The following is a 23,403-nucleotide window of genomic DNA, read 5'->3' as shown; positions in this document are numbered from 1 at the left end:
AAAGCCTTGGGAAAAGCCTGAGGCGGCGGTTGCCGGTGCGCCCCGGCCTCGCCATTGTCGCGGCCGTGAGGGTCGCAGCGAGCGGTCCGCCTAGATACCGACATTGCCTTCCATGGTATTGTCACGGCAGGGAGATTCGCGCCCGGCCAACAGAGATTTGTGTTCATGAAGCTCACGCGCCTACGCCTCCACGGTTTCAAGTCGTTCGTTGAACCCACCGACTTCATGATCGAGCCGGGCCTGACCGGCGTGGTCGGGCCGAACGGCTGCGGCAAGTCCAACCTCGTGGAAGCGCTGCGCTGGGCGATGGGCGAAACCTCGCACAAGTCGCTGCGCGCCGCCGACATGGACGCCGTGATCTTCGCCGGTTCCGGCAACCGCCCGGCGCGTAACCACGCGGAAGTCGTGATGACGATCGACAACACCGATCGTACGGCGCCGGCGGCCGTCAACGACAGTCAGGTCCTGGAAATCTCCCGCCGCATCGAGCGCGAGGCGGGTTCCGTCTATCGCATCAACGGCCGCGACGTGCGCGCGCGCGACGTGCAGCTCCTGTTCGCCGATGCCGCGACTGGTGCGCGCTCCCCGGCGCTGGTGCACCAGGGCAAGGTCGGCGAGATCATCCAGGCCAAGCCGGAGCAGCGCCGCCGCATCCTGGAGGACGCCGCCGGCGTCGCCGGCCTGCATGCCCGCCGCCATGAAGCGGAACTGCGATTGAAGGCGGCCGAGACCAATCTCACCCGCGTCGAGGACGTGATCGGCCAGCTCACCGGCCAGATGGACGGGCTGAAGAAGCAGGCGCGGCAGGCGATCCGCTACCGCGAAGTCGCCGCCAAGGTGCGCAAGTCCGAGGCGATGCTGTTCCATCTGCGCTGGATCGAGGCCCATGCCGACGTCAACGACGCCGCGCAGACGCATGATCTCGCCGTTCGCGAGGCAGCCGAGCGCACCCGCGAGCAGGCGGAATCGGCTCGCATCCAGGCGATCCGCGCCGCCGAACTGCCGGCGCTGCGCGAGGCGGAGGCCCGCGCCGCCGCGGGCCTGCAGCGGCTCAACAATGCGCGCGAGATGCTCGACCGCGAGGAGGAGCGCGCCAAGGAACGTGTTTCCGAGCTCGACCGCCGCCTGGCGCAGTTTGTCGCCGACATCGCGCGCGAGCAGCAGCAGACGGCCGACGCCGACGTCGCGCTGCAGCGGCTCGACACCGAAGACGCCGAGCTGAAGGAAGAGATCAAGTCGCGGGTCGAGCAGCGCTCCGGCGTCGACGAGCGCGTCGCGGAAGCGGAAGCCGTGCTTGCCGAAACCGAGCGCCGGTTCGCCGAGCTGACCACGGAGCTTGCCGACCTCACCGCCAAGCGCAACCAGCTCGAAGCCGGCGTGCGCACCCATCGCGAGCGGCTCGCTAGGCTCGACCACGAGATCGCCAACGTCCAGGCCGAAGAGCAAAAGCTCGCGGAGGAGACCGGCTCGCTGGGCGACATCGATATGCTTGCGGCCGCGGTCGAGACCGCGCAGCAGACGCTGGCCGAGGCGGAAGCCACCGTGCAGGCGAGTGAAACCGGTCACGTCGTGGCGCGGCAGACGCTGGAAGCCTCCCGCAGCCCGCTGACCGACGCGGAAAAGCGCGTGCAACGGCTCGAGACCGAGGCGCGCACCATCTCCAAGATCGTCAATGGCGAGACCAAGAACCTGTGGCCGCCGATCATCGACGGCATCACGGTCGCCAAGGGTTATGAGAAGGCGATCGGCGCCGCGCTCGGCGACGATCTCGATGCGCCCGTCGATCCTTCGGCGCCGATGCGCTGGACCAATGTCCCTGCCAGTGAGGACCCGGCGCTGCCCGAGGGCGTCGATTGCCTTGCCAACCATGTGCAGGCGCCGGCGGAATTGGCGCGGCGTCTTGCCCAGATCGGCGTGGTGGCGAAGGAGCGCGGCGCGGAGCTCGTGTCGCAATTGAAGACCGGCCAGCGGCTGGTGTCGCTGGAAGGCGACGTCTGGCGCTGGGACGGTTTTGTCACCGCCGCTCACGCCCCGACCGGCGCGGCGCGGCGCCTCGCCGAGCGTGCCCGCCTCGTCGACATCGAGCATGAGCTGGAGCAGGCGCGCAGCGAGGTGATCGCCAAGCGGCAGGCGCTGGAGAATGCGGAAGCCGAATTGCGCGCCGCCTCTGCCGCCGAGACCGCCGCGCGCGAGGCAGGACGGGCCGCGCGTCGCGAAGCCGATGCCGCGCGGGAGCGCCATGCCGCCGCCGAGCGCGAGGTCAATCGCCACGCCGCACGTAAGTCCGCGCTGACGGAAGCGCAGAACCGCCTTGCCGCCGACCGGGCGGAAGCCGAGGCCGCGCACGAGACCGCGAATGCGGCGCTCTCCGAATTGCCACCGAGCATGGAGACCGAAGCCCAGCTCGCCGCCGTCCGCGCCGAGATCGAGAACCAGCGTCGCATGGCCGCCCAGGTGCGCGCCGAAGCGCAGGCGCTGGCCCGCGAAGCCGAACTCGCCGACCGGCGCGTGCAGGCGATTCTCGCCGAACGCAACGAGTGGCAGAACCGCAAAGCAAGCGGCGCCTCCCAGATCGGAACGATCGAGGCCCGCATCACTGAACTCACTGCGGAGCGCGAGGAACTTGCCAATGCGCCGGAGGTGTTTGCGGAGAAGCGCAGCGCGCTGATCAGCGAAATCGAGTACGCCGAGAATGATCGCCGTACCGCCGCCGACGCGCTCGCTGCCGCCGAGGCCGCGATGGCGGAAACCGACCGCGCCGCAAAGGCCTCATTGGAAGCGCTCTCCAGCGCCCGCGAGGCGACCGCCCGCGCCGAGGAGCGGATGGAAGGAACGCGACGTCGGCTCGTCGACATCGAGCGCGAGATCCACGACATGCTCGAGGTCGAGCCGCAGGCGTTGGCCGGCCTCGCCGAGATCGAGCCGGGCGCCGAACTGCCGCCGGCCGGCCAGGTCGAGGAAGAGCTCGAAAAGATGCGCCGCGATCGCGAGCGCCTCGGCGCCGTCAATCTGCGCGCCGAGGAAGAGCTGCGCGAGGTGGAGACCCAGCACACCGCGCTCACCACCGAGCGCGACGACCTGGTGGAGGCGATCAAGCGCCTGCGTCAGGGCATACAGAGCCTTAACCGCGAAGCGCGCGAGCGGTTGCTGACCTCGTTCGAGACCGTCAACAACCACTTCAAGCGCTTGTTCGTCGAGCTGTTCGGCGGCGGCGAAGCCGCGCTGCACCTGATCGAGAGCGACGATCCGCTCGAAGCCGGCCTTGAGATCATTGCAAAGCCGCCGGGCAAGAAGCCGCAGACGCTGTCGCTACTCTCGGGCGGCGAGCAGGCGCTGACGGCGCTCGCGCTGATCTTCGCGGTGTTCCTGACCAATCCGTCGCCGATCTGCGTGCTGGACGAGGTCGACGCACCGCTGGACGACCACAATGTCGAGCGCTTCTGCAACCTGTTGGACGAGATGACCTCGTCGACCGAAACCCGCTTCATCACCATCACCCACAACCCGATCACCATGGCGCGGATGAACCGGCTGTTCGGCGTGACCATGGCCGAGCGCGGCGTGTCGCAACTGGTCTCGGTCGACCTCGAAGGCGCGGTCGGCATCCTGGATCAGCACGTGGCGTGATCTCGCCCGACCTTCCCGTCGAACTCAAGGCGGCACTCGACGCGAAGCTGCAGGGCTTCTCACGCACCGAAGCGGCAAATCGCGCCGCCACAATCTCGCGGACCTACCGCGACGGCGGCGGCTCGGGCACGATCAAATCCGAGGCCGATGCGCTCGCCTACGCGCTGGCGCGGATGCCCGCGACTTATGCCGCCATCGCCGCAAGCCTGAACGCGCTCGTCGTGATCAGGCCGGATTTCGCGCCCACGTCGTTGCTCGACATCGGCGCCGGACCGGGCACAGCGAGCTGGGCGGCGGCGGAAGCCTTCTCGTCGCTGCAACGGTTCGTCCTGCTTGATGCCAATGCCAGCTTGCGCGCGCTGGCGCTTGAGATCGCCGGCACACGGCTGCGCGATGCGCGCTACGAATTTGGGCCGGCCCGGAAGCTGCTCGCTAATTCCGAACGAGCGGACCTTGTCGTCGCGAGCTACATGGTCGGCGAGATCGATGAGGCCGAGCGATCCGCGCTCGCCGGGCTGATGTGGGAGAAGACGGGCGAGGCGCTCGTGATCGTCGAACCCGGCACGCCCGCGGGCTATGCGCGGATCATCGCGCTGCGGGCGCAACTGATCGCGACCGGCGCCCATGTCGCCGCCCCCTGCCCGCACGACGAAGAATGCCCGCTTGAGGCGCCGGACTGGTGCCATTTCAGCCAGCGGCTCTCCCGCTCGCGCGCGCACATGCAGGTCAAAGGCGCCGAGGTGCCGTTCGAGGACGAGCGCTTTTCCTATGTCGTGCTGACGCGGACGCCGATTGCAGCCCATCCCTCCCGCGTTCTGGCGCAGCCGGAGGTTGGCAAGGCGGAGGTGACCGCAAAACTCTGCACCCCGGATGGCCTTTCGATTACGAAGATCCCCCGCCGCGCCAAGGCCGACTACGCCCGCGCCCGGCGCTGGCGATGGGGCGACGCGGTCACGGGCGCTTGAACTAGTTCCCTGCCTGGCCCGACCAACGCATGCCGCCCGCTGGAGGCGGGCTGACGCGCGGGGCCATTTTCGTCTAGGCTTTGCGCGTTGATCGCATCAGGAGTTTTTCCATGTCGACCGGTTGGATCGTTCTCGGCGTCATCGTCGTCCTCGTGCTGTTTGCGTTTGCCGCCTACAACCGGCTGGTGGCGCTGAGCCAGCGCGTCAACCAGGCCTTTGCCGATATCGACGTCCAGCTCAAGCAGCGCCACGACCTGGTGCCGAACCTGGTCGAGACCGTGAAGGGCTACGCGGCGCATGAGCGCGGCACGCTCGACGACGTGATCAAGGCGCGCAACTCCGCGATTTCAGCGCAGGGACCGGCGCAGGTCTCCGCCGCCGAGAACCAGCTAAGCGGCGCGCTCGGCCGGCTGATCGCGCTGTCGGAAGCCTATCCGGACCTGAAGGCCAACGCCAATTTCCAGCAGCTCGCCAGCGAGCTCTCCGATCTCGAGAACAAGATCGCCGCCAGCCGCCGCTTCTTCAACAACGCGGTCCAGGAATACAACACCGGCATCCAGCAGATGCCGGCCGCTTTGTTCGCCGGCATGTTCGGCTTCACCCGCAAGGACTTCTTCGACCTCGGCGCCAGCCGCACTGAAGTCGAGACCGCGCCGAGCGTGAAGTTCTGAGCGAGATGGCGCTCCGCCTTCTCCGTCATTCCTGGATGCGCCGCAAGGCGCAGGCCCGGAATCCATTTCACCGCATCGCCTGCGGCACGATGGATTCCGGGCTCGCGCTTCGCGCGCCCGGGAATGACAGTGGTTAGCGGACATCCATCATGGCCGCCTACGGTCTCTACACCCATATCGCGTCGAACAGGTTCCGTTCGATGCTCCTGCTCGCCGGGCTGTTCGTCCTGATCTACGTGCTGGTCTATGCCGGCGCGCTGGTCGCCGAAGTCATGATCGACAGCGGCCGCGCGGTCGACGACTATCTGATGCGGGCGCTGCACGACCTGATCTCGGCTTTCCCTTATGCCACGATCGGCGCGGCGCTATGGGTCGTGATCGCCTATTTCTTCCACCAGAACATGATCGACGCCGTCACCGGCGGCGAGAGCGTGACGCGGCAGCAACAGCCGCGGCTCTACAATCTCCTGGAAAACCTCTGCATCTCGCGCGGCATCCCGATGCCGAAGCTGAAGATCATGGATAGCCCCGCGCTGAACGCCTTTGCGAGCGGGCTGAACCAGCGCCAATATGCCGTCACGGTCACCACGGGCCTGCTGCGGACGCTGAACGACCAGGAGATCGAGGCCGTACTCGGCCACGAGCTCACCCATATCCGCAACGGCGACGTGCAGTTGATGGTGATCGCGGTCATCATCGCCGGCGCGGTCGGCTTCTTCGGCGAACTGTTCTTCCGGATGTTCACCAACCTGTCGTGGAATTCCACCGGCGGCTGGTCGCCCTCCTCTTCTTCGTCATCATCTTCCTCCTCGTCTTCGTCCGATCGCAAGGGCTCGGGCGGCGGCGCGATCATCGTGATCATCATCGCCATCGTCCTGATCGTGCTGGCCTGGCTGTTGTCGCAGGTCGTCAAGCTGGCGCTGTCGCGGTCGCGCGAGTACCTGGCCGATGCCGGATCGGTCGAACTGACCAAGAATCCCGACGCCATGATATCGGCCCTGCGCAAGATCGAAAATCGCGGCGAACTGCCGGGCGCGACTTCGGCCGTGATGGAACTATGCGTCGACAACCCGCGCGAGGGCTTCGCCGACCTGTTCGCCACCCACCCGTCGGTGCAATCCAGGGTGGAGGCATTGGTGAAGTTCGCCGGAGGCCATGATCCCGGACCGATCGCCCTGCCGGAGGATCCCGCGGCGACTAGCGAAGAAAGCGCACAGGAACCGTCTGTACAAGGCGAACTCCCGCCTCCCATACCGCGCGGCCCTTCGCGCGGTCCTTGGGGCGACCCCGCCGAGCCGGCCGGCCCGTCGCAGCAACCGCCGATTCAGGGCCCCTGGGGCCGACATTTTTGATTGTGGCCTCACGCCCTTCAACTCATTAAGAAAATCCCTACCAAGCGCGTTGGTTGGCATTCAAGGAATTGAATTCTCCCTTGTTTCTGCCATGTTCGCGCCCAAAGCAGGAATGGGGACTTGCCGATCGCGCCCTCGCGGTCGGGGGCGCGGTGTCTTAAGGGATTTCCATGGCAAAGCCAGTCGTGATTGTGGTGGGCGCGGACAAGGGCGGGGTCGGCAAGACGACCGTATCTCGGACGCTTCTGGATTATTTCAACGCGAACAACGTCGGGACTCGGGCCTTCGACACCGAATCCCCGCGGGGGACGCTGAAGCGCTTCCATCCTGAGATCACCGAGATCGTCGACATGACGACGACCGCGGACCAGATGAAGATCTTCGACACCCTGAATTCCGGCCCCATGGTCACGGTGATCGATGTCCGCGCCGGCCTCTTGTCACCCGCGCTCGCCGCGCTGCGCGACATCGGCTTCCTGGATGCGGCCCGGTCGGGCCAGATTACCTTCGCGGTGTTCCATATCCTCGGCCCCTCGATCGCCTCGCTGGACGAGATCGCCGAGACCGCCAATTTCATGAGCGGCGCGAAATACTTCCTGGTGAAGAACTTCATCAACGACACCCAGTTCTTCCAGTGGGATCAGTCGACCTACAATTCCTATTTCCACCGCATCAAGGATGCCACCGACCTGACCATCCCGAAACTCAACGAGATGGCCTATGAGCAGGTCGAGGTCGCTTCCGTCCCGTTCCTCAAATTCGTCGCCAACAAGGGCCCGCACGACGAGGCGGCGAACTATTCTTTCGTGCTCCGCGGCTATGTCCGGCACTGGCTTGCCAATGTCTGGAGCGAGTTCGACCGCATCAAGCTCACCGACCTGGTCGGCGCCAAGTCGGTGACGCGCGGCAGCGAAAAATAGTCGCAGCCCCAGGTCATGCGGGGCTGGATTAGGCACGAAAATCGCCTGATATAGCAGGCGATGTCAGCTACGCCGATCTACATCATCTGCTCGCCCCGCCCCCAGGTCGGCAAGACCCTGGTCGCGCGGCTGCTCAGCGAGTTTCTGCTGCTGAAGAACGGCGACGTGGTTTCCTTCGACATCAATCTGAAGGAGCCGTCGCTGCTCGACTATCTCCCCAGGACCACCGAGACCGCAGACGTCATCGATACCTATGGCAAGATGCAACTGATGGATCGGCTGATCGTCAATGACGGGGTGGCGAAGGTGATCGACCTCGGCTTCCACGCCTTCGACGAATTCTTCAAGATGATCGACGAAATCGGCTTCATGAAGGAAGCGCTGCGCCGCCATGTCGCGCCGATCATCCTGTTCGTCGCCGATACCGACCGCGCCTCCGCGCGCAGCCACGAGATGCTGCGCCGGCAGATTCCGCCGCGGGCGCTGATCACCATCGACAACGAATTCGTGGTGCGCGGCGAACTGCCCGCGGCCATGGGCTACGGCCGGGTGCTCCGCATCAGCGCGCTGCCGGTGTTCCTGAAGACCTATATCGACCGGCTGAACTTCTCCTTCACCGGCTATCTCAGGCACGAGAAGGACTCGTCCACCGAGTTGCATCAGTGGGTCCGGCGGAACTACACGATCTTCCGCGATCTCGAATTGAGCGTGATGCTGCAGCAGTCGTGATCGCCGTCCCTGCGAAAGCAGGGACCCATAATCACAGGGTTGAGTGGCTATGGAACGGCGTCTTCCAGACTACCAAACCGATGGAGCAACGCGGTATGGGTCCCTGCTTCGCAGGGACGACATCGCGGATGGTTTGGCGCGAAAAGCTAATGCCCCTCGAAGGACATCAGCGTCCGCACAGGAACATCCATCGCGCGCAGCTTGGCGGCGCCGCCGAGTTCGGGCAGGTCGACGATGAAGCAGGCGGCAACGACGTTCGCGCCGATCTGGCGCAGGAGCTTGACCGCGCCCTCCGCGGTGCCACCCGTGGCGATGAGATCATCGACCAGGATCACGCGCTCGCCAGGATGCACGGCATCGGCGTGCATCTCCATCTCGTCGAGGCCGTATTCCAGCGAATAGGCGATCCGCACCGTGGTGTGCGGCAGCTTGCCCTTCTTGCGGATCGGCACGAAGCCGGCGGAGACCTGGTGGGCCACCGCGCCGCCGAGGATGAAGCCGCGCGCCTCGATGCCGGCGACCTTGTCGATCTTCGAGCCGGCCCATGGATGCACCAGTTCATCCACCGCCCGGCGGAAGGCGCGGGCGTCCGCGAGCAGCGTAGTGATGTCGCGGAACAGGATGCCGGGCTTCGGATAGTCCGGAATGGTTCGAATGGCGGCCTTCAGGTCGAGGTCAAACGTCATTGGTGTCTCGCTTTCGTCCTTACGAACCCACATCCAGCCGGAACGCGTTTTCCACGATGCGCAGGCCCACTTCGCCGCCGAGCGACATCAGCGATTCCGGATGGAACTGCACACCGCCGACCGGCAAGGTCTTGTGCTCGATCGCCATCGCGATGCCGTCCTCCGTGGTCGCCGTCACTGACAATACATCAGGCACGCTCTGGCGCTCGACATAAAGCGAATGGTAGCGGCCGATCACGATCTCGTTCGGCAAATTTTGCATTAGCCGGCCGCCCCGCACCTGGATGCGCGAGGGACGGCCATGGGCGGGCTGGCCGAGCTGGCCGAGTTCGCCGCCGAAATATTCGCCGATCGCCTGTACGCCGAGGCATACGCCGAAGATCGGCAGCTTCTTCTCGATCGCGGTGCCGATGGTCTTCGAGATCTTGAAATCTTCCGGCCGCCCCGGACCGGGCGAGAGCACCAGCAAATCCCAGCCCTTCTGCTTCAGCATCTCCTGGGCATGGATGTGCCGGACCACGGTGACGGCGGCACCGACCTGGCGGAAATAATCCGCCAGCATATGCACGAAGCTGTCGTCGTGGTCGATCAACAGCACCTTCTTGCCGGACCCGGTGGCATCGGGGGCAATGGACGAGAGCCGCTTCGGCGGATCGCCACGCAGCGCCTGGAACAGGGCCGCAGCCTTCACCTGGCATTCGCGGTCCTCGGCCGCCGGATCCGAGTCGAACAGGCAGGTGGCCCCGACGCGGACCTCCGCGAGCCCATCCTTCATGCGGATGGTGCGGATGGTGAGCCCCGTGTTGATGCTGCCGTCGAAATTCACGCAGCCGATGGCGCCGGCATACCAGCGCCGCGGCGAGCGCTCGTGGTCTTCCACGAACTGCATCGCCCACAATTTCGGCGCGCCGGTCACGGTCACCGCCCAGGCATGGGTGAGGAAGGCATCGAGCGAGTCGAAGCCGGGCCGCAGCATGCCCTCGACGTGATCGACCGTATGGAACAGTTTTGAGTAGGTCTCGATCTGCCGCCGTGCCAGCACCTTGATGGTGCCGGGCACGCAGATGCGCGCTTTGTCGTTGCGGTCGACATCGGTGCACATGTTGAGCTCGAACTCGTCCTTCTCCGAGTTCAGGAGCTGGCGGATCTGCTCGGCATCGCCGATCGCGTCCGAGCCGCGCGCGATCGTGCCCGAAATCGGACAGGTCTCCACCCGCCGGCCATCGGAACGGACGAACATTTCCGGCGACGCGGACACCAGGAATTCGCCTTCACCGAGATTCATCAGCGCGCCATAGGGCGACGGGTTGATGCGGCACAGCCGCTGAAAAACTTCAGCGGGCGAACGCTCGCAGGGCTCGGCGAAGAGCTGGCCGGGCACCGCCTCGAACAGATCGCCGCGGGCAAACGCCGCGCGCGCGACCTCCACGGTCGCCTGGTATTCGCCGGCCGCGTGATCGGCAAAACCTTGACGGTCGGTCTGGAGATAGCGGCTCTCGGCGGTGTCGCGCGGCAAGCCTTCGGTCGACTTGCCGTTCCAGGCGAAATCGTAAGTCAGCACCACGCCGCGGCCGGTGGCGCGGTCATAGGCCAGCAGCCGATCGGGCACGTACAGCACGATGTCGCGCTGGTCGGCATCGCGCGGGCGCTTCTGCACGAGATCCTCGATCTGGAACACGAGGTCGTAGGCGAAGGCGCCGAACAGGCCGAGGAGCGGATCGGCATTGGATGAGAACGCCGCCACGAGATCGCGCACCAGCGACATCACGCTGGCGCGCCTTGTGCGCTGGTCTTCCTCGACCGGCGCTTCGCCGCGGATGATATGGCCCACGAGGCGCGCCGCGCTCTTCTCGGTGATGACGACACAGGGCTCGCGCAGGACGTCACCGAGGAAGGCGATCAACACTTCGCCGCGCTGGTTCAGCGCCGACAGCGAAAAGTTCGTGCCTGATGTCTCCAGCGCCAGCGGCGGGTCGGAGAAGCCGAGATCGAAGCTCTCGTAGCGACCGGGCACGGTCGTGCCCGAGGACAGCACGACGCCGCGGCGGCGGTCGAGCAGATCGATCAGGTCATCGAGCCGGCCGGCATTGCCGGTGAACTGTTCGACCACGCGGCTGACCGCAAGCCCGCCATTGGTGCGGTACTCGCTTTTCGCGGGCAGGGAGAAGACGGTCCTGTTCATGTGTTCCTCTTACGAGAGTTAGCGAGGGAACGCCACACAGGACAACCGAAGGGACCGTCGCACTGCGATGGCGACCTTCGACGACATTTTAAATGAAATCGCACCGGCCACCTATGAGAAGGTGGGCCACCAACGACAGGATGGACGGTCAACGGTGCTCATACGCCGCTAAACACCACCCGGCGGGGGCGATGTCAAGGGACAGGGCACGGTCCCCGACCTGCTCAAAAATCCATCTTTGGGGTTTGAAGGCCTGCGAATTCGCGTAGGTTTGATCCCCAAGAAGGGCGGACAAACCGCCCCGATCGACAACGGTGGAGGCGCATATGGGGCTATTAGGTCTCGGATATGCCGGGTTCGGCGCCGCCGAACTCGACGACTGGCGGGAATTCGGCACCACCCTCGTCGGCCTGCAGGCGGTCGAGCGCGGCAACTCCCTGCTCGCCTTCCGGATGGACGACCGCAAACAACGCATCGTGATCGATCCCGCTGCTCCCGAAGGGTCGCGCTTCTTCGGCTGGGAGGTGGCGGATGCGGCGGCACTGGATGAGCTCGCCATCCGGCTCGAGCAAGCCGGCATCGCGGTGACTGCGGAGCCGCAAGCCCTCGCCGACGCCAGGCATGTGCGCGGCCTGATCTCCTTCCACGATCCCGAAGGCAACCGGCTGGAGGCGTTTCATGGCGCGGAGATCGATGCCTCGCCGTTCAAACCGGGCCGCGCGATCTCGGGCTTCCGCACTGGCCCGCTCGGGCTCGGCCATGCCGCGCTGACGGTACAGCGTATCGACCCGATGATGGCGTTCTATGTCGACGTGCTCGGCTTCGGGCTTTCGGACTACATATTGAAACCGTTTCGCGCCTTTTTCTTCCACGTCAACCCGCGCCATCACAGCCTGGCGTTGATCGAGACCGGGAAGAGCGGCATCCATCATCTGATGGTCGAGATGTTCTCGCTCGACGACGTCGGGCAGGCTTACGACGTGGCGCTCAACCAGCCCGACCGCATCGGCACCTCGCTCGGCCGCCACACCAACGACTTCATGACCTCGTTCTACGCGAGGACGCCGTCATCCTTCATGATCGAATGCGGCTGGGGCGGCGGCGAGATCGATCCGGCGACCTGGCAACCATACGAGATGCAGGACGGCCCGAGCCTGTGGGGTCACGAGCGCGTCTGGCTGCCGGCCAAGGACCGCGAACTCGCCCGCGAGATGCGGATGCACGCCGCCGCCCAAGGCCACCGCGCGCCGGTGCATGTGATGCAGGGCAATTTCAAGCTGATGTCGGGCACCTGCCCGTGGTGGGACGGGGTGAAGAGCGAACCCGCCCCTTGATCAGAGTTCGTGCTCCTTTAGAGCATCGCGCCGGCCATCGCGAACATGGATGATGACCAGTTCGCCCTCACTGACGCGGTGATAGACAAGATAGGGGTAACGGGCCGTGGAAAACACGCGCACATCGGGATATCAGTTTTCCGCCCCAGACCAGAGTAACGGGACAGCAATTGGCAGGTCGCACGAATCTGCCTCACGACGGCGGTCGCTGCACCAGAATTATGCTGTGCGATGTATTCGTGAATTCCATCTATGTCGGTGCGAGCACGTAGTGAAAGCCTCACAGACCACACTTCTTCCAAAGTGCCGACATCTCGTCGTCGCTTGCGTACTCACCCCGTCGAGCCTGCTCGAGGCCCTCAAGCACGGCGGCGCGATGGTCTTCCGGCACGATGAACACCTCGCCACCTGCGGAGGCGGCAATCTGCTCAAGCACCTCGGCGATGTAGGCCTGCTGGTCCTCCGGCAGCCTCCTCACCTTCTCAATGGCGTCGTCGAGAACTCGCGTCATTGAAGCAATATATGACGCTTTGCGTCGGATTGCGAGCGACGCGAGTTCCCTCCCCCTCAGCCCAGATGCTTCTTGAAGAAGTCCGTCGCCCTGCCCCACGCAAGCTCGGCAGCCTGGCGGTCGTGCACCGACATGCGCTGCTCGTTGACGAAGGCGTGCTCGGCGTCATAGCGGAAGAGCTCGAGCGACTTGCCGGCGGCCTTCATGGCCTTCTCGAAGGCATCGACCACCTGCGGGGTGCACCAGTCGTCCTTGTTGGCGAAGTGCGCCTGTAGCGGGATCTTGACGTCCGCCGGCTTGGCCGCCTGCTCCGGCGGGATGCCGTAGAACACGACGCCGGCGGTCAGTTCCGGAATCTTGGTGGCGCCGATGATGGTCACGGCGCCGCCGAGGCAGAAGCCGGTGAGACCAACCTTGGCGTTGTTCCGGGCCAGATACTGCGCAGCGCCGCGCACGGTCTGCGTGGTGGCGTCCATGAAATCGAGCGAGTTCATCTCGCGACCCGCGGCATCGGTGTCGTGATAGGGCACCACCGTGCCCTTGTAGAGATCGGGCGCCAGCGCGTCGAAGCCGGCCCGCGCGAAGCGGTCGCATAGGCCCTTGATCTGCTCTTGCAATCCCCACCATTCCTGGATCACCACCACGCCCGGTGCATCGCCGCGCGCCGCGTTGGCGAGATAACCGCTGGCGTCCTTTCCGTCCGGACGCTTGAAGGTGATGGTGGTGCCCATGAATTCCTCCGGGATGCTTTGAGGGGTTAGAGCGTTTTCGAGCGAAGTGGATACCGGTTCGCGTGAAGAAAACGCGTCAAAACAAGAATCTGGAGCTTCGGTTCTGATTTCAATCAGAACCGAAGCTCCAGCCGCTATTTTGACGGCTCCGCGCGCGGGGCGCAATCGCGCCAACAAAAAAGCCCCCGCGGGGGCTTTTTCAATTCACGTTACCGAAAGCGCGATCAGTGCGCGTTGGCCCAGACCTTCTTCTTGGTGAAGTACATCAGGATCGAGAACAAGATCAGGAACACGAACACCTGAAGCCCGAGCCGCTTGCGCGCTTCCATGTGCGGTTCCGCGGTCCACATCAGGAAGGTCGTGACGTCGTGGGCGTATTGGGCGACCGTGGTCGGCGAACCATCGTCATAGGTGACCTGACCGTCGCTCAGCGGCTTCGGCATCTTGATGGCGTGGCCCGGGAAATACTTGTTGTAGTAGGAGCCCTCGGGGATGGTCACGCCGGCCGGCGGGTTCTCCTCGAAGCCCTCCAGGATCGCCATGACGTAATCCGGGCCCTGCTCCTGGTACTGGGTGAAGAAGTCGATGACGAACCAGGGAAAGCCGCGCTTGTAAGAACGGGCCTTCGTGATCAGCGACAGGTCCGGCGGAGCCGCGCCACCATTGGCCGCGCGCGCTGCCTGCTCGTTCGGGAACGGCGACGGGAAATAGTCGGCCGGGCGCCCCGGACGCTCGAACATCTCGCCCTGGTCGTTCGGGCCATCCTTGATCTTGTACTCGGAGGCGAACGCGGCGGCCTGGGCCGGCGAATAGCCGGGCCCACCGGGCTCGGCGAGGTTGCGGAACGCGACAAAGGACAGGCTGTGGCAGGTCGCGCAGACCTCCTTGTAGACCTTCAGCCCACGTTGCACCGCGCCGCGGTCAAACTTGCCAAAAGGGCCTGAGAACGACCACTTCTGTGCTGGCGGTGCGACCTCGCCCCCCTCGGCCTTGGCGCTTTGCGCACCGCCGACCAGGAGCCCGCCCGCAACCACGATCGCGATCACGGTCGAGACCATCGGTGCTGCCTTGCTGCCCGTCTTCGCCAGCACGTCGTCGGCGATCGAGTTCGGAACCGGCCTCGGCGTCTCGATCCGGGCAAGCAGCGGCAGCACGATCAGGAAATATGCGAAGTAGCACACCGTCAGGATCCGGCCGGCGATCACATAGATGCCCTCCGGCGGCTGCGCGCCGAGATAGCCGAGCAGGACGCAGACGACGACGAACATCCAGAAGAACTGCTTGGCCAGCGGACGATATTTCGAAGACCTGGTCTTGGCGCTGTCGAGCCATGGCAGGAAGCAGAGGATGATGATCGCTGCGAACATCGCGATCACGCCGGCGAGCTTGTTCGGAATCGAACGCAGGATGGCGTAGAACGGCAGGTAATACCATTCCGGCACGATATGCGCCGGCGTCACGCCGGGATTGGCCGGGACGTAGTTCTCGGCATCGCCGAGATAGTTCGGCATGTAGAAGATGAACCAGGAATAGAAGATCAGGAAGCAGGAGACGCCGAACAGGTCCTTGATCGTCGCGTAAGGCGTGAACGCGACCGTGTCCTTCTCGGTCTTGGCCTCGACGCCGGCCGGGTTGTTCTGGCCCGCCACATGCAGCGCCCAGACGTGCAGCACGACGACGCCGGCGATCACGAAAGGCAACAGATAGTGCAGCGAGAAGAAGCGGTTCAGCGTCGGATTGCCGACGGCAAAGCCGCCCCACAACCACGTCACGATGGTCTCGCCGAAATAGGGGATGGCCGAGAACAGGTTGGTGATGACGGTGGCGCCCCAGAAGCTCATCTGGCCCCACGGCAGCACGTAGCCCATGAAGCCGGTTGCCATCATCAGGAGATAGATGATGACGCCGAGGATCCACAGCACCTCACGGGGCTCCTTGTACGACCCGTAATAGAGGCCGCGGAACATGTGGATGTAGACGGCGAAGAAGAACATCGATGCGCCGCAGGCGTGCATGTTACGGAGCAGCCAGCCGTAGTTGACGTCGCGCACGATCAGTTCGACCGAGCGGAAGGCGAGATCGGCATGCGGCGTATAGTGCATCGCCAGAATCACGCCGGTCAGGATCTGCACTGCCAGCATCATCGAGAGGATGGCGCCGAAGGTCCACCAGTAGTTCAGGTTGCGCGGCGTCGGATAGGCCACGAAGGAAGAGTGGATGAGGCCGAAGATCGGCAGTCGCCGTTCGATCCACCTCAAGGCGGGATTGTTCGGCTGAGAATCGGATGGTCCGCTCATTGATGCGATCCTGAGAAGAAAGACGACGCGATCGGTCGAAGCCTCGGCTGGGGCCGGGACTTAGCCGATCTGGATTTTGGTATCGGAAACAAATTGATACGGCGGCACCGCCAGGTTGGCGGGCGCGGGCCCCTGGCGGATACGACCGGAGGTGTCGTATTGCGAGCCATGGCAGGGGCAGAAAAAGCCGTCGTAATTGCCCTCATGGGCGATCGGGATACAACCGAGATGGGTGCAGATGCCGATCACGACGAGCCATTGCTCATGGCCGGACTTGACCCGGGCCTCGTCGGTCTGCGGGTCGGGCAGACTCGCGAGCGGAACGCTGCGCGCCTCCTCGATCTGCTTCTTGGTGCGGTGGCTGATATAGATCGGCTTGCCGCGCCAGAACACCTTGATGTCCTGCCCCTCGGCAATCGGCGTCAAATCGACATCGATCGGCGCACCGGCGGCGATGGTCGCCGCATCCGGATTCATCTGGTCGATGAATGGCCAGACCGTCGCGGCTGCGCCCACCGCAGCAGCAGCCCCCGTTGCAACAAAAAGGAAATCACGGCGTGTCGGATGGTCCGCCGAAGACGCTGTCGTCACGATTCCAAGCCCTTTCTTGTCTGCAGCCGGTGGAACCGCCCCGGCGGCGCCCATTGCGACCGGGAGGCCTGCCGGCGCCCGCGGCCCCCGCGGCGGCAGAAAACTGCCATCCCTCCTCCCTAATGGCGGAACAGCAATCCAGAATCGTTCTATTGGCACCCTTGCCGGACGAGCGCAAGCCCGCTATCGGCTCGCAGGCGTGCAATGCACGAGATGAGCGCCGAACGTTGTTTTATTGAGACATTTCGGCGATACCCAACCAAGCGCCACGGCCCATGCAGATCGCGCTGTTCCAGCCCGATATTCCACAGAACACCGGCACCATCCTGCGGCTCTGCGCCTGCCTGGATGTGGCGGCTCACATCATCGAGCCAGCGGGCTTTCCGACCTCCGATCGGCATTTCCGCCGGGCGGGAATGGACTATCTCGACCACGTCCATTTGATGCGCCATGATTCCTGGACGAAATTCGAGGAATGGCGCCACGAGGCAGGCTATCGGCTGATCCTGTTCACGACCAAGGTCGCCACCTCCTACCTCGATTTTCGCTATACGGCTTCCGATATCTTATTGTTCGGGCGCGAATCCGCAGGGGTCACCGACGCAGTGGTGGCGGCAGCCGATGCGCGGCTGGCGATCCCGATCAAGCCGCCCCTGCGCGCACTCAATGTCGCGATGTCGGCGGCGATGGCGATCGGCGAGGCCTTGCGGCAGACCCGCAGCCAGAGCCTGAAGGAGATTCCGTGAGCTACGCGGTCAAGGAGATTTTTCTTACCCTTCAGGGCGAAGGCGCGCATGCCGGCCGCGCCTCAGTGTTCTGCCGCTTTGCCGGCTGCAACTTGTGGAGCGGCCGCGAGCAGGACCGCGCCAGCGCGACCTGCCAATTCTGCGACACCGATTTTGTCGGCACCGACGGCACGCTCGGCGGCCGCTATGCGAGTGCCGCAGCGCTTGCCGACATCATCGCCACGCAATGGACGGGCGATAATGTCGGCCGCTATGTCGTGTTGACCGGCGGCGAGCCGCTGCTGCAGGTCGATGCCGAACTGATCGACGCGCTGCATGCGCGCGGCTTTGCCATCGGCGTCGAGACCAATGGCACGATCACGCCGCCAGACGGGCTGGACTGGGTCTGCGTCAGCCCGAAGGCCGGCGCGGAACTCGTGGTGCGGAAGGGGAACGAGCTCAAGCTGGTCTATCCGCAGGAGGATGCCGCGCCGGAAGATTTCGTCGATCTCGATTTCGAGCGCTTCTCGCTGCAGCCGATGGATGGACCTGACGCGATCGAAAACACTGCGCGCGCGGTCGCGTATTGCTTGCAACACCCGCAATGGCGGCTGAGTGTGCAGACACACAAGACGCTGGGTATCAGATAGGAGTCGGACTTTCAGGATGTGGGAATTGACGAAATCGTTCCGCTTCGAGGCCGCGCATGCGCTCTCCGGAACGACCCTTGGCGCGAGCAGCGAGGAGATCCATGGCCATTCGTTTCGTGCGGAAGTGACGGTGCGCGGAACGCCGGATCCAGCGACCGGCATGGTGCTTGACCTCGGCCTTCTCGAACGCTGCATCGCCGAGGTGCAGAAGATGCTCGACCACAAGTTCCTCAACAAGATCGAGGCGCTTGGACGACCCACCCTTGAAAACCTGTCGCGATTCATCTTCGAACGGGTGCAGCATGCGGGCAAGGTCACCCGCGTCAGCGTGCATCGCGACAGTTGCAACGAGAGCTGCACCTATTTCGGACCGGAAGCCTGAGCCATGGAAAAATCCGCCATCGAACAGCGCAAGGCGCGCGCAAAGACCTGGTTTGAAGCATTGCGCGACGATATCTGCGCCGCTTTTGAGCGGCTGGAGGATGACGCGCCTGCTTGGCTCTATCCAGGCGAAGCCGGGCGCTTCGTGCGCACGCCATGGGAGCGCACCGACCATACCGGCAAGCCCGGCGGCGGCGGCGTGATGGCGATGATGCGCGGGCGCCTGTTCGAGAAGGTCGGCGTGCACTGCTCGACAGTGCACGGCGAATTCGCCCCCGAATTCCGCGCCCAGATCCCAGGCGCGGCGGATGATCCGCGCTTCTGGGCCTCGGGCATCTCGCTGATCGCACATCTGCACAATCCGAACGTGCCGGCGGTGCATATGAACACCCGCTTCGTCGTCACCACCAAGGCGTGGTTCGGCGGCGGCGCCGACCTCACGCCGGTCCTGGACCGGCGGCGCACGCAGGACGATGCGGATTCGCTCGCCTTCCATGCCGCGATGAAATCGGCCTGCGATGGGCATGCGCGGATCGCGAGTTACGAAAAATACAGGAAATGGTGCGACGACTATTTCTACCTGCCGCATCGCAAGGAGGCGCGCGGCATCGGCGGCATCTTCTACGACTGGCACGACAGCGGCGACTGGGATGCCGACCTCGCCTTCACCCAGGATGTCGGCCGCGCGTTCCTGAAGATCTATCCCGAATTGGTCCGGCGCAATTTTGCGACGGCATGGACCGCTGATAACCGCGAGGAGCAACTGGTGCGGCGCGGCCGCTATGTCGAGTTCAATCTGCTCTACGACCGCGGCACGATTTTCGGCCTGAAGACCGGCGGCAATGTCGAGTCGATCCTGTCGTCGATGCCGCCGCATGCAAAGTGGCCGTGAGATCGCCATCGTGAGCAAACTTCCCCGCGCCATGCTGATCGACATGGACGACACCATCCTGTCGGCCTATGCCCGGCCCGAGATCGCGTGGAACACGATCGCGGCCGAGTTCGCCGATGAATTGGCGCCCATGGATCCGCCGGTGGTTGCCGCCGCGATCCTCGCTTTCGCCCGGAAATTCTGGTCGACGGCGGAGCCGATCTGGCGCCTGAAACTCGAGGAGGCGCGTCGCGAAACCGTCAGGGGCGGCTTTGCCGCGCTTCGTGCGAGCGGCCAGCCGTCCCTGTCAGACGATCTCGCGGTCCGGATCGCCGACCGGTTCACGACGTTTCGCGAGGAGAGCATCTTCGTGTTTCCCGGCGCGCACGACGCCATAGACGGGTTGCGGGCGCTCGGCATCAAGCTCGCGCTCGTCACCAACGGCGCCGCGCTGATGCAGCGCGCCAAGATCGAGCGGTTCGCGCTGACCCACCGCTTCGATCACATCCAGATCGAAGGCGAGCATGGCTTCGGCAAGCCGGAAGAGCGTGCCTATCTGCACGCCATGGATGCGCTCGGCGTCAGCGCGTCCGATACCTGGATGGTGGGCGACAATCTGGAGTGGGAAGTCGTGGCGCCACAGCGGCTCGGCATCTACTCGATCTGGATCGACGTGCACGGGGATGGCCTGCCGGCGGGATCGACTGTCAGGCCGGATCGCATCATCCGCTCCTTGACGGAACTGCTTCCGGGCGGCGATCGGTAACGATGGCGGCACTTCGCCGCGCGAATTGATCGCCGTGGAAATCTTGTGGACGCGATCCTTCGTGATCGGGCTGTCATGACGGCTCTGTAACGTGCCCGCGCGTCAATCAACGCGAAGGGTGGACCATGGAACTGAAACCAGGCGATGTGGTGATGCTGAAATCGGGCGGGCACCCGATTACGGTGGCGGAAGTCAACGAGGATTCCGTCGAGTGCGTTTGGATGGGTATCGACGGCGATCTGTTTCGGGAAACGCTTCCCGTTGCCGTCCTCGAAGCCGCCAATCCCGATGACGAGGAAGAGGACGACGACGAGGAAGATGAAGAAGACGACGAAGAGGAAGAGGAAGACGACGACGAGGACGATCGCCGCAAGGGCAAGGTCGCGTAAGCTACTGCCGTCGGAGCTTGGCGTTCAGCGCCGACAAGTTCATTACAATACCGCCCGCGATCACGGCGATATCACAATCGGTGGTCGTGGGTGAAGCGGGCGACGGCCTCATCGGCGAGCGCCGAGAGCGCCGCATGGTCGAGCGGAAACTCCGCGGCGAGCCAAGCTTGCTCGGCCTGGGCCAGGACATGGCCGAGCGCCGGCCCCTCGGCAATCCCGCGCGCGATGAAATCGGCCGCCTTCAACGGGAATTTCGGTGCCTGCCAACGTAGCGGCAGGCGCGCCAGCTCGCGCCAATCAGCGATGTCGCGGCCATCGCTCGTCCGCGCCCAGGCCAGCATCAGCCGGTCGAGATAGGCCGCCTCGCCGAGACGATAGAGCCAACGGCGCGCCGCCGCCTCGTCGATGCCGGCGAGCTGCCACCAGCGATCCGCCATCGCTTCCAGCGCCTTGGCCTCCGCATTGGTGAGCCGCAGCTTCGCGGCAACGCGCCTTGCGTCCTCGGAGATGGCAAGTGCGAGCGCGCCGAGCCGGCGCACCGCACTCGCCTCGATGCCGAGCTCGCGCTCGGCGGCGATCATGCCTGCGAACGCCCCGGTATAGCCGACGCCGCCGAGAATCATCTGCAGCAGGCCGCCATCGGCCATCGCGGTGACCGCGACCACCGCGCCGTCGGCGACCACGAGCTTGATCATTTCCATGCGCACGCGCTCGGCCGAGAGCTGCGCCAGACCGGCACGCCCGGCGATACAGGCCAGATAACCTTCGCGATCCGGATCGCCGGCGCCGTAGGCTGCATGCATGCGGAAGAAGCGCAGGATGCGCAGATAGTCCTCGGCGATGCGCTGATTGGGATCGCCGATGAAGCGCACGCGGCGAGCGACGATATCGTCGAGCCCGCCGACATGGTCGTGCACCACGCCTTTGGCATCGACCGAAAGGCCGTTGATCGTGAAGTCGCGCCGCTCGGCATCCCGCGCCCAGTCGCGGCCGAATGCGACCTTGGCCTTGCGGCCATAGGTTTCGGTATCCTCGCGCAGGGTCGTGACCTCGAACGGATGCTTGTCGACGACCAGCGTCACCGTGCCGTGCTCGATGCCGGTCGGCACGCTCTTGATGCCAGCGGCCTTGGCGCGGCGCATCACCTCCTCAGGGACCGCCGTGGTCGCAAGATCGATGTCGCCGATCGGTCTGTGCAACAGCGCGTTACGCACGGCGCCGCCGACCACGCGCGCTTCCTCACCGTCGGCATTGAGCAGCGCGAGCACGCGCGCCGTGGGTCCCGATCTCAGCCAGGGCGCCTGCTCCAGCGCATGTGCGTGGGTCATTTCTCAGCTCCGGGCACGAGCTTGCCATTCTCGATATGGGCGGGGATATAGGTCGACTTTGGTGGCGCGCCGGAGAAATGCGCGAGCATCACGAAACTGATTATGACCAGGAGCAGCGCTCCCAGCACGAGCTTCGCGACCAGAGGCAGGGGCCAGGAAGACTTCGCGAAGACGCCGGACCGCGTTGCAATGAGGAACAAGGCATAGACCGCGAAGGGGATCAGGAAAATTCCGATCTCGGTCAATACCGGACGGATCATGACAGGTAGATCCGTTCGTACAATACGCGCAATATCCCGGCCGTGGCGCCCCAGATGTAACGCTCGGCAAAAGGCATCGCATAGTAGGAACGCTCCATGCCGCGGAATTCCTTGCTGTGGAGCTGGTGGTTCGCCGGATTCATCAGGAACGAGAGCGGCACCTCGAACGCGTCGACGACTTCACTCTCGTTGATCTTGAGCCTGAAGCCGGGCTTCACCCGCGCCACCGTCGGCAGGATGCGAAAGCCAAATGCGGTGCCATAGAGATCGAGATAGCCGATCGGCTCGATGAAGTCGCGCGTGAGCCCGACTTCCTCGTCGGCCTCGCGCAGCGCGGCGTCGAGCGGGGACGCATCCATCGCATCGATCTTGCCGCCGGGAAATGAGATCTGGCCGGCATGGTTGCTCAAGTGCTCCGAGCGCTGCGTCAGCAGCACCGTCGGCTCATCGTGATCGACCACCGGGATCAGCACCGCGGCCGGCCGCACCGGCTGTTCGCGCGCGACGATCTCGAGCATACGGTCGTTGCCGGAGTCGCCGGTCCTCGGAATGATGTTGGGATCGACCAGGCCGGGCGGGACGTCGAAATTCAGCCGCGCATGGCTGCGCGCGAAAAACTCCGCCGAGCTGATCGGGGCAGGCTCCGTCTTCAGCATCGGCTCGTTCAAAGCGCGTCCCTCACCTCTTTCGCATCCGCCATCGCGAAGAACGCGCCGCCGGATTCGATTCCGAACATCGGATGACCATCGACCATCCGCTCTTCCCCCATGTCAACCAGATCGTAGTAGAGCGGACGGGTGACCTTGGCCCAGAGATCGGCGCGGACATGCAGATAGGGCGTGAGCCCGCCGTCATCGGCCGGCTTGAAACGAAGGCCGTGCGCGGCGTCGCAATCGACCCAGTCGTCGACATTGGTGCGGAACCTGAGCAGCCGTCCGCGCGCGTCGTCGCCATTTTGCATCTCGACCGCAAGGAACGGCGCATCGTCGACGCGGATGCCGACCTTCTCCACCGGCGTCACCAGGAAATGCTTGCCGTCTTCGCGCTTCAGGATGCTGGAGAACAGCCGCACCAGTGCCGGCCGGCCGATTGGCGTTCCCATATAGTACCATGTGCCGTCGCCGGCGATTCGCATGTCGAGATCGCCGCAGAACGGCGGATTCCATAAATGCACGGGGGGAAGGCCTTTTCCTCCGGTAGGATTTGTTTCTGCGGCGTTGGTGGCCGCTTCGGTCAGCCCTTCGAGGCCCTGACGGCTTGTTTGCCCTTCGTTCGCCATGGTTTGCCTTAAGGTTGGCGGCCTCAATCTGGCACGATTGGTGCACGTACCCCAGATGTGTGTGGGATGCTGTTCTCGCCACATCGTGATGGCGTTCATACCCTGAAAACCCGTTAAGGTGGGGATAGTTTAATTCAACGAATACATGGCCTTCACTT

General features: G+C 64.5%; 24 protein-coding genes. 13 read left to right on the top strand and 11 right to left on the bottom strand.

The features are described from left to right. Positions 1 to 165: 165 nt before the first annotated feature. From smc to ACVJGD_RS36765, 6 genes are all read left to right on the top strand, one after another. Positions 166 to 3,627, top strand: coding sequence for a chromosome segregation protein SMC (smc, locus tag ACVJGD_RS36790; protein ID WP_456638787.1), 3,462 nt, complete (start codon positions 166 to 168; stop codon positions 3,625 to 3,627). Beyond that, positions 3,624 to 4,592, top strand: coding sequence for a small ribosomal subunit Rsm22 family protein (locus tag ACVJGD_RS36785; protein WP_456638786.1), 969 nt, complete (start codon positions 3,624 to 3,626; stop codon positions 4,590 to 4,592). Before smc ends, ACVJGD_RS36785 begins: the two co-directional genes overlap by 4 nt. A 110-nt stretch (positions 4,593 to 4,702) precedes the next feature. Then, entirely contained in the window at positions 4,703 to 5,263 is a 561-nt protein-coding gene (locus ACVJGD_RS36780) for a LemA family protein (protein WP_456638785.1), read from the top strand. A 149-nt stretch (positions 5,264 to 5,412) separates the two neighbouring features. After that, positions 5,413 to 6,615 carry a M48 family metalloprotease gene (locus ACVJGD_RS36775; RefSeq protein ID WP_456638784.1) on the top strand — a complete coding sequence of 401 codons (1,203 nt, stop codon included), beginning with the start codon at positions 5,413 to 5,415 and terminating at the stop codon, positions 6,613 to 6,615. A gap of 170 nt (positions 6,616 to 6,785) precedes the next feature. Next, positions 6,786 to 7,535, top strand: coding sequence for a P-loop NTPase family protein (locus ACVJGD_RS36770; protein ID WP_027581286.1), 750 nt, complete (start codon positions 6,786 to 6,788; stop codon positions 7,533 to 7,535). Between the two features lie 60 nt (positions 7,536 to 7,595). Beyond that, on the top strand, positions 7,596 to 8,264 hold the full coding sequence (locus ACVJGD_RS36765; RefSeq protein WP_456638783.1) for a hypothetical protein: 669 nt from the start codon (positions 7,596 to 7,598) through the stop codon (positions 8,262 to 8,264). A gap of 146 nt (positions 8,265 to 8,410) precedes the next feature. On the opposite strand, the gene ACVJGD_RS36760 is transcribed toward ACVJGD_RS36765, so the two are convergent. Together ACVJGD_RS36760 and ACVJGD_RS36755 are read right to left on the bottom strand one after the other, a co-directional pair. After that, a complete protein-coding gene (locus ACVJGD_RS36760; RefSeq protein ID WP_456638782.1) occupies positions 8,411 to 8,950 on the bottom strand; it encodes an adenine phosphoribosyltransferase in 540 nt (179 codons plus the stop codon). A 19-nt stretch (positions 8,951 to 8,969) separates the two neighbouring features. Further along, positions 8,970 to 11,132: an anthranilate synthase component I gene (locus ACVJGD_RS36755; RefSeq protein ID WP_456638781.1), complete on the bottom strand. Its 2,163-nt coding sequence runs from the start codon at positions 11,130 to 11,132 to the stop codon at positions 8,970 to 8,972. A 326-nt stretch (positions 11,133 to 11,458) separates the two neighbouring features. Between ACVJGD_RS36755 and ACVJGD_RS36750 the strand changes: the two genes are divergently transcribed. Beyond that, a complete protein-coding gene (locus ACVJGD_RS36750) occupies positions 11,459 to 12,466 on the top strand; it encodes a VOC family protein (RefSeq protein WP_456638780.1) in 1,008 nt (335 codons plus the stop codon). Positions 12,467 to 12,483: 17 nt separating this feature from the next. Here the strand turns inward: ACVJGD_RS36750 and ACVJGD_RS36745 are convergent, their stop codons facing one another. The 5 genes from ACVJGD_RS36745 to petA form a co-directional block, all read right to left on the bottom strand. Further along, complete coding sequence (locus tag ACVJGD_RS36745; protein WP_456638779.1) at positions 12,484 to 12,750, bottom strand: type II toxin-antitoxin system RelE/ParE family toxin; 267 nt, start codon at positions 12,748 to 12,750, stop codon at positions 12,484 to 12,486. Continuing rightward, positions 12,747 to 12,977 carry a hypothetical protein gene (locus ACVJGD_RS36740; protein WP_456638778.1) on the bottom strand — a complete coding sequence of 77 codons (231 nt, stop codon included), beginning with the start codon at positions 12,975 to 12,977 and terminating at the stop codon, positions 12,747 to 12,749. Before ACVJGD_RS36740 ends, ACVJGD_RS36745 begins: the two co-directional genes overlap by 4 nt. Positions 12,978 to 13,033: 56 nt before the next feature. Further along, a complete protein-coding gene (locus tag ACVJGD_RS36735; RefSeq protein WP_456638777.1) occupies positions 13,034 to 13,708 on the bottom strand; it encodes a dienelactone hydrolase family protein in 675 nt (224 codons plus the stop codon). Positions 13,709 to 13,932: 224 nt separating this feature from the next. Next, the gene (locus ACVJGD_RS36730; protein WP_456638776.1) at positions 13,933 to 16,005 is read right to left on the bottom strand and encodes a cytochrome c1; all 2,073 of its coding nucleotides are present in this window, start codon (positions 16,003 to 16,005) and stop codon (positions 13,933 to 13,935) included. Between the two features lie 60 nt (positions 16,006 to 16,065). Then, positions 16,066 to 16,596 carry a ubiquinol-cytochrome c reductase iron-sulfur subunit gene (gene petA / locus ACVJGD_RS36725; protein WP_456638775.1) on the bottom strand — a complete coding sequence of 177 codons (531 nt, stop codon included), beginning with the start codon at positions 16,594 to 16,596 and terminating at the stop codon, positions 16,066 to 16,068. Between the two features lie 275 nt (positions 16,597 to 16,871). On the opposite strand from petA, the gene ACVJGD_RS36720 reads away from it, so the two are divergent. From ACVJGD_RS36720 to ACVJGD_RS36695, 6 genes are all read left to right on the top strand, one after another. After that, on the top strand, positions 16,872 to 17,342 hold the full coding sequence (locus ACVJGD_RS36720; protein ID WP_456638774.1) for a tRNA (cytidine(34)-2'-O)-methyltransferase: 471 nt from the start codon (positions 16,872 to 16,874) through the stop codon (positions 17,340 to 17,342). Beyond that, positions 17,339 to 17,971 (top strand): 7-carboxy-7-deazaguanine synthase, encoded by a 633-nt coding sequence (gene queE, locus ACVJGD_RS36715; protein WP_456638773.1) that lies wholly within the window; start codon positions 17,339 to 17,341, stop codon positions 17,969 to 17,971. The genes ACVJGD_RS36720 and queE overlap by 4 nt, the downstream gene beginning before the upstream one ends. Positions 17,972 to 17,987: 16 nt before the next feature. Further along, positions 17,988 to 18,353, top strand: a complete 366-nt coding sequence (locus ACVJGD_RS36710; RefSeq protein WP_225119003.1) for a 6-pyruvoyl trahydropterin synthase family protein — start codon at positions 17,988 to 17,990, stop codon at positions 18,351 to 18,353. A 3-nt stretch (positions 18,354 to 18,356) separates the two neighbouring features. After that, positions 18,357 to 19,244, top strand: a complete 888-nt coding sequence (gene hemF, locus ACVJGD_RS36705; RefSeq protein WP_456638772.1) for an oxygen-dependent coproporphyrinogen oxidase — start codon at positions 18,357 to 18,359, stop codon at positions 19,242 to 19,244. Next, on the top strand, positions 19,228 to 19,989 hold the full coding sequence (locus ACVJGD_RS36700; RefSeq protein WP_456638771.1) for an HAD family hydrolase: 762 nt from the start codon (positions 19,228 to 19,230) through the stop codon (positions 19,987 to 19,989). The genes hemF and ACVJGD_RS36700 overlap by 17 nt, the downstream gene beginning before the upstream one ends. A 152-nt stretch (positions 19,990 to 20,141) precedes the next feature. Beyond that, positions 20,142 to 20,378: a DUF2158 domain-containing protein gene (locus tag ACVJGD_RS36695; RefSeq protein ID WP_456638770.1), complete on the top strand. Its 237-nt coding sequence runs from the start codon at positions 20,142 to 20,144 to the stop codon at positions 20,376 to 20,378. A 71-nt stretch (positions 20,379 to 20,449) separates the two neighbouring features. Here ACVJGD_RS36695 and ACVJGD_RS36690 read toward each other — a convergent pair whose 3' ends face one another. The 4 genes from ACVJGD_RS36690 to ACVJGD_RS36675 are packed head-to-tail and all read right to left on the bottom strand — an operon-like array spanning position 20,450 to position 23,245. After that, positions 20,450 to 21,706, bottom strand: coding sequence for a CCA tRNA nucleotidyltransferase (locus ACVJGD_RS36690; protein ID WP_456638769.1), 1,257 nt, complete (start codon positions 21,704 to 21,706; stop codon positions 20,450 to 20,452). After that, the gene (locus ACVJGD_RS36685; RefSeq protein ID WP_456638768.1) at positions 21,703 to 21,966 is read right to left on the bottom strand and encodes a DUF6111 family protein; all 264 of its coding nucleotides are present in this window, start codon (positions 21,964 to 21,966) and stop codon (positions 21,703 to 21,705) included. The genes ACVJGD_RS36690 and ACVJGD_RS36685 overlap by 4 nt, the downstream gene beginning before the upstream one ends. Further along, complete coding sequence (locus tag ACVJGD_RS36680; RefSeq protein ID WP_456638767.1) at positions 21,963 to 22,622, bottom strand: CoA pyrophosphatase; 660 nt, start codon at positions 22,620 to 22,622, stop codon at positions 21,963 to 21,965. Before ACVJGD_RS36680 ends, ACVJGD_RS36685 begins: the two co-directional genes overlap by 4 nt. Positions 22,623 to 22,630: 8 nt before the next feature. Then, on the bottom strand, positions 22,631 to 23,245 hold the full coding sequence (locus tag ACVJGD_RS36675; RefSeq protein ID WP_456638766.1) for a DUF1285 domain-containing protein: 615 nt from the start codon (positions 23,243 to 23,245) through the stop codon (positions 22,631 to 22,633). Between the last annotated feature and the right edge of the window lie 158 nt (positions 23,246 to 23,403).

It is taken from the genome of Bradyrhizobium sp. USDA 10063 (assembly GCF_054063735.1).
The sequence above is the reverse complement of the archived record's forward strand: the minus strand, read 5'-3'. Positions and strand labels throughout refer to the sequence as shown.

Excerpts from the sequence above, each read along its gene's own strand:
- smc (WP_456638787.1), top strand. The coding sequence starts at position 166 with ATGAAGCTCACGCGCCTACGCCTCCACGGTTTCAAGTCGTTCGTTGAA.
- ACVJGD_RS36780 (WP_456638785.1), top strand. The coding sequence starts at position 4,703 with ATGTCGACCGGTTGGATCGTTCTCGGCGTCATCGTCGTCCTCGTGCTG.
- ACVJGD_RS36775 (WP_456638784.1), top strand. The coding sequence starts at position 5,413 with ATGGCCGCCTACGGTCTCTACACCCATATCGCGTCGAACAGGTTCCGT.
- ACVJGD_RS36770 (WP_027581286.1), top strand. The coding sequence starts at position 6,786 with ATGGCAAAGCCAGTCGTGATTGTGGTGGGCGCGGACAAGGGCGGGGTC.
- ACVJGD_RS36765 (WP_456638783.1), top strand. The coding sequence starts at position 7,596 with ATGTCAGCTACGCCGATCTACATCATCTGCTCGCCCCGCCCCCAGGTC.
- ACVJGD_RS36760 (WP_456638782.1), bottom strand. The coding sequence starts at position 8,950 with ATGACGTTTGACCTCGACCTGAAGGCCGCCATTCGAACCATTCCGGAC.
- ACVJGD_RS36755 (WP_456638781.1), bottom strand. The coding sequence starts at position 11,132 with ATGAACAGGACCGTCTTCTCCCTGCCCGCGAAAAGCGAGTACCGCACC.
- ACVJGD_RS36750 (WP_456638780.1), top strand. The coding sequence starts at position 11,459 with ATGGGGCTATTAGGTCTCGGATATGCCGGGTTCGGCGCCGCCGAACTC.
- ACVJGD_RS36740 (WP_456638778.1), bottom strand. The coding sequence starts at position 12,977 with ATGACGCGAGTTCTCGACGACGCCATTGAGAAGGTGAGGAGGCTGCCG.
- ACVJGD_RS36735 (WP_456638777.1), bottom strand. The coding sequence starts at position 13,708 with ATGGGCACCACCATCACCTTCAAGCGTCCGGACGGAAAGGACGCCAGC.
- ACVJGD_RS36730 (WP_456638776.1), bottom strand. The coding sequence starts at position 16,005 with ATGAGCGGACCATCCGATTCTCAGCCGAACAATCCCGCCTTGAGGTGG.
- ACVJGD_RS36720 (WP_456638774.1), top strand. The coding sequence starts at position 16,872 with ATGCAGATCGCGCTGTTCCAGCCCGATATTCCACAGAACACCGGCACC.
- ACVJGD_RS36710 (WP_225119003.1), top strand. The coding sequence starts at position 17,988 with ATGTGGGAATTGACGAAATCGTTCCGCTTCGAGGCCGCGCATGCGCTC.
- hemF (WP_456638772.1), top strand. The coding sequence starts at position 18,357 with ATGGAAAAATCCGCCATCGAACAGCGCAAGGCGCGCGCAAAGACCTGG.
- ACVJGD_RS36700 (WP_456638771.1), top strand. The coding sequence starts at position 19,228 with ATGCAAAGTGGCCGTGAGATCGCCATCGTGAGCAAACTTCCCCGCGCC.
- ACVJGD_RS36695 (WP_456638770.1), top strand. The coding sequence starts at position 20,142 with ATGCTGAAATCGGGCGGGCACCCGATTACGGTGGCGGAAGTCAACGAG.
- ACVJGD_RS36690 (WP_456638769.1), bottom strand. The coding sequence starts at position 21,706 with ATGACCCACGCACATGCGCTGGAGCAGGCGCCCTGGCTGAGATCGGGA.
- ACVJGD_RS36685 (WP_456638768.1), bottom strand. The coding sequence starts at position 21,966 with ATGATCCGTCCGGTATTGACCGAGATCGGAATTTTCCTGATCCCCTTC.
- ACVJGD_RS36680 (WP_456638767.1), bottom strand. The coding sequence starts at position 22,622 with ATGCTGAAGACGGAGCCTGCCCCGATCAGCTCGGCGGAGTTTTTCGCG.
- ACVJGD_RS36675 (WP_456638766.1), bottom strand. The coding sequence starts at position 23,245 with ATGGCGAACGAAGGGCAAACAAGCCGTCAGGGCCTCGAAGGGCTGACC.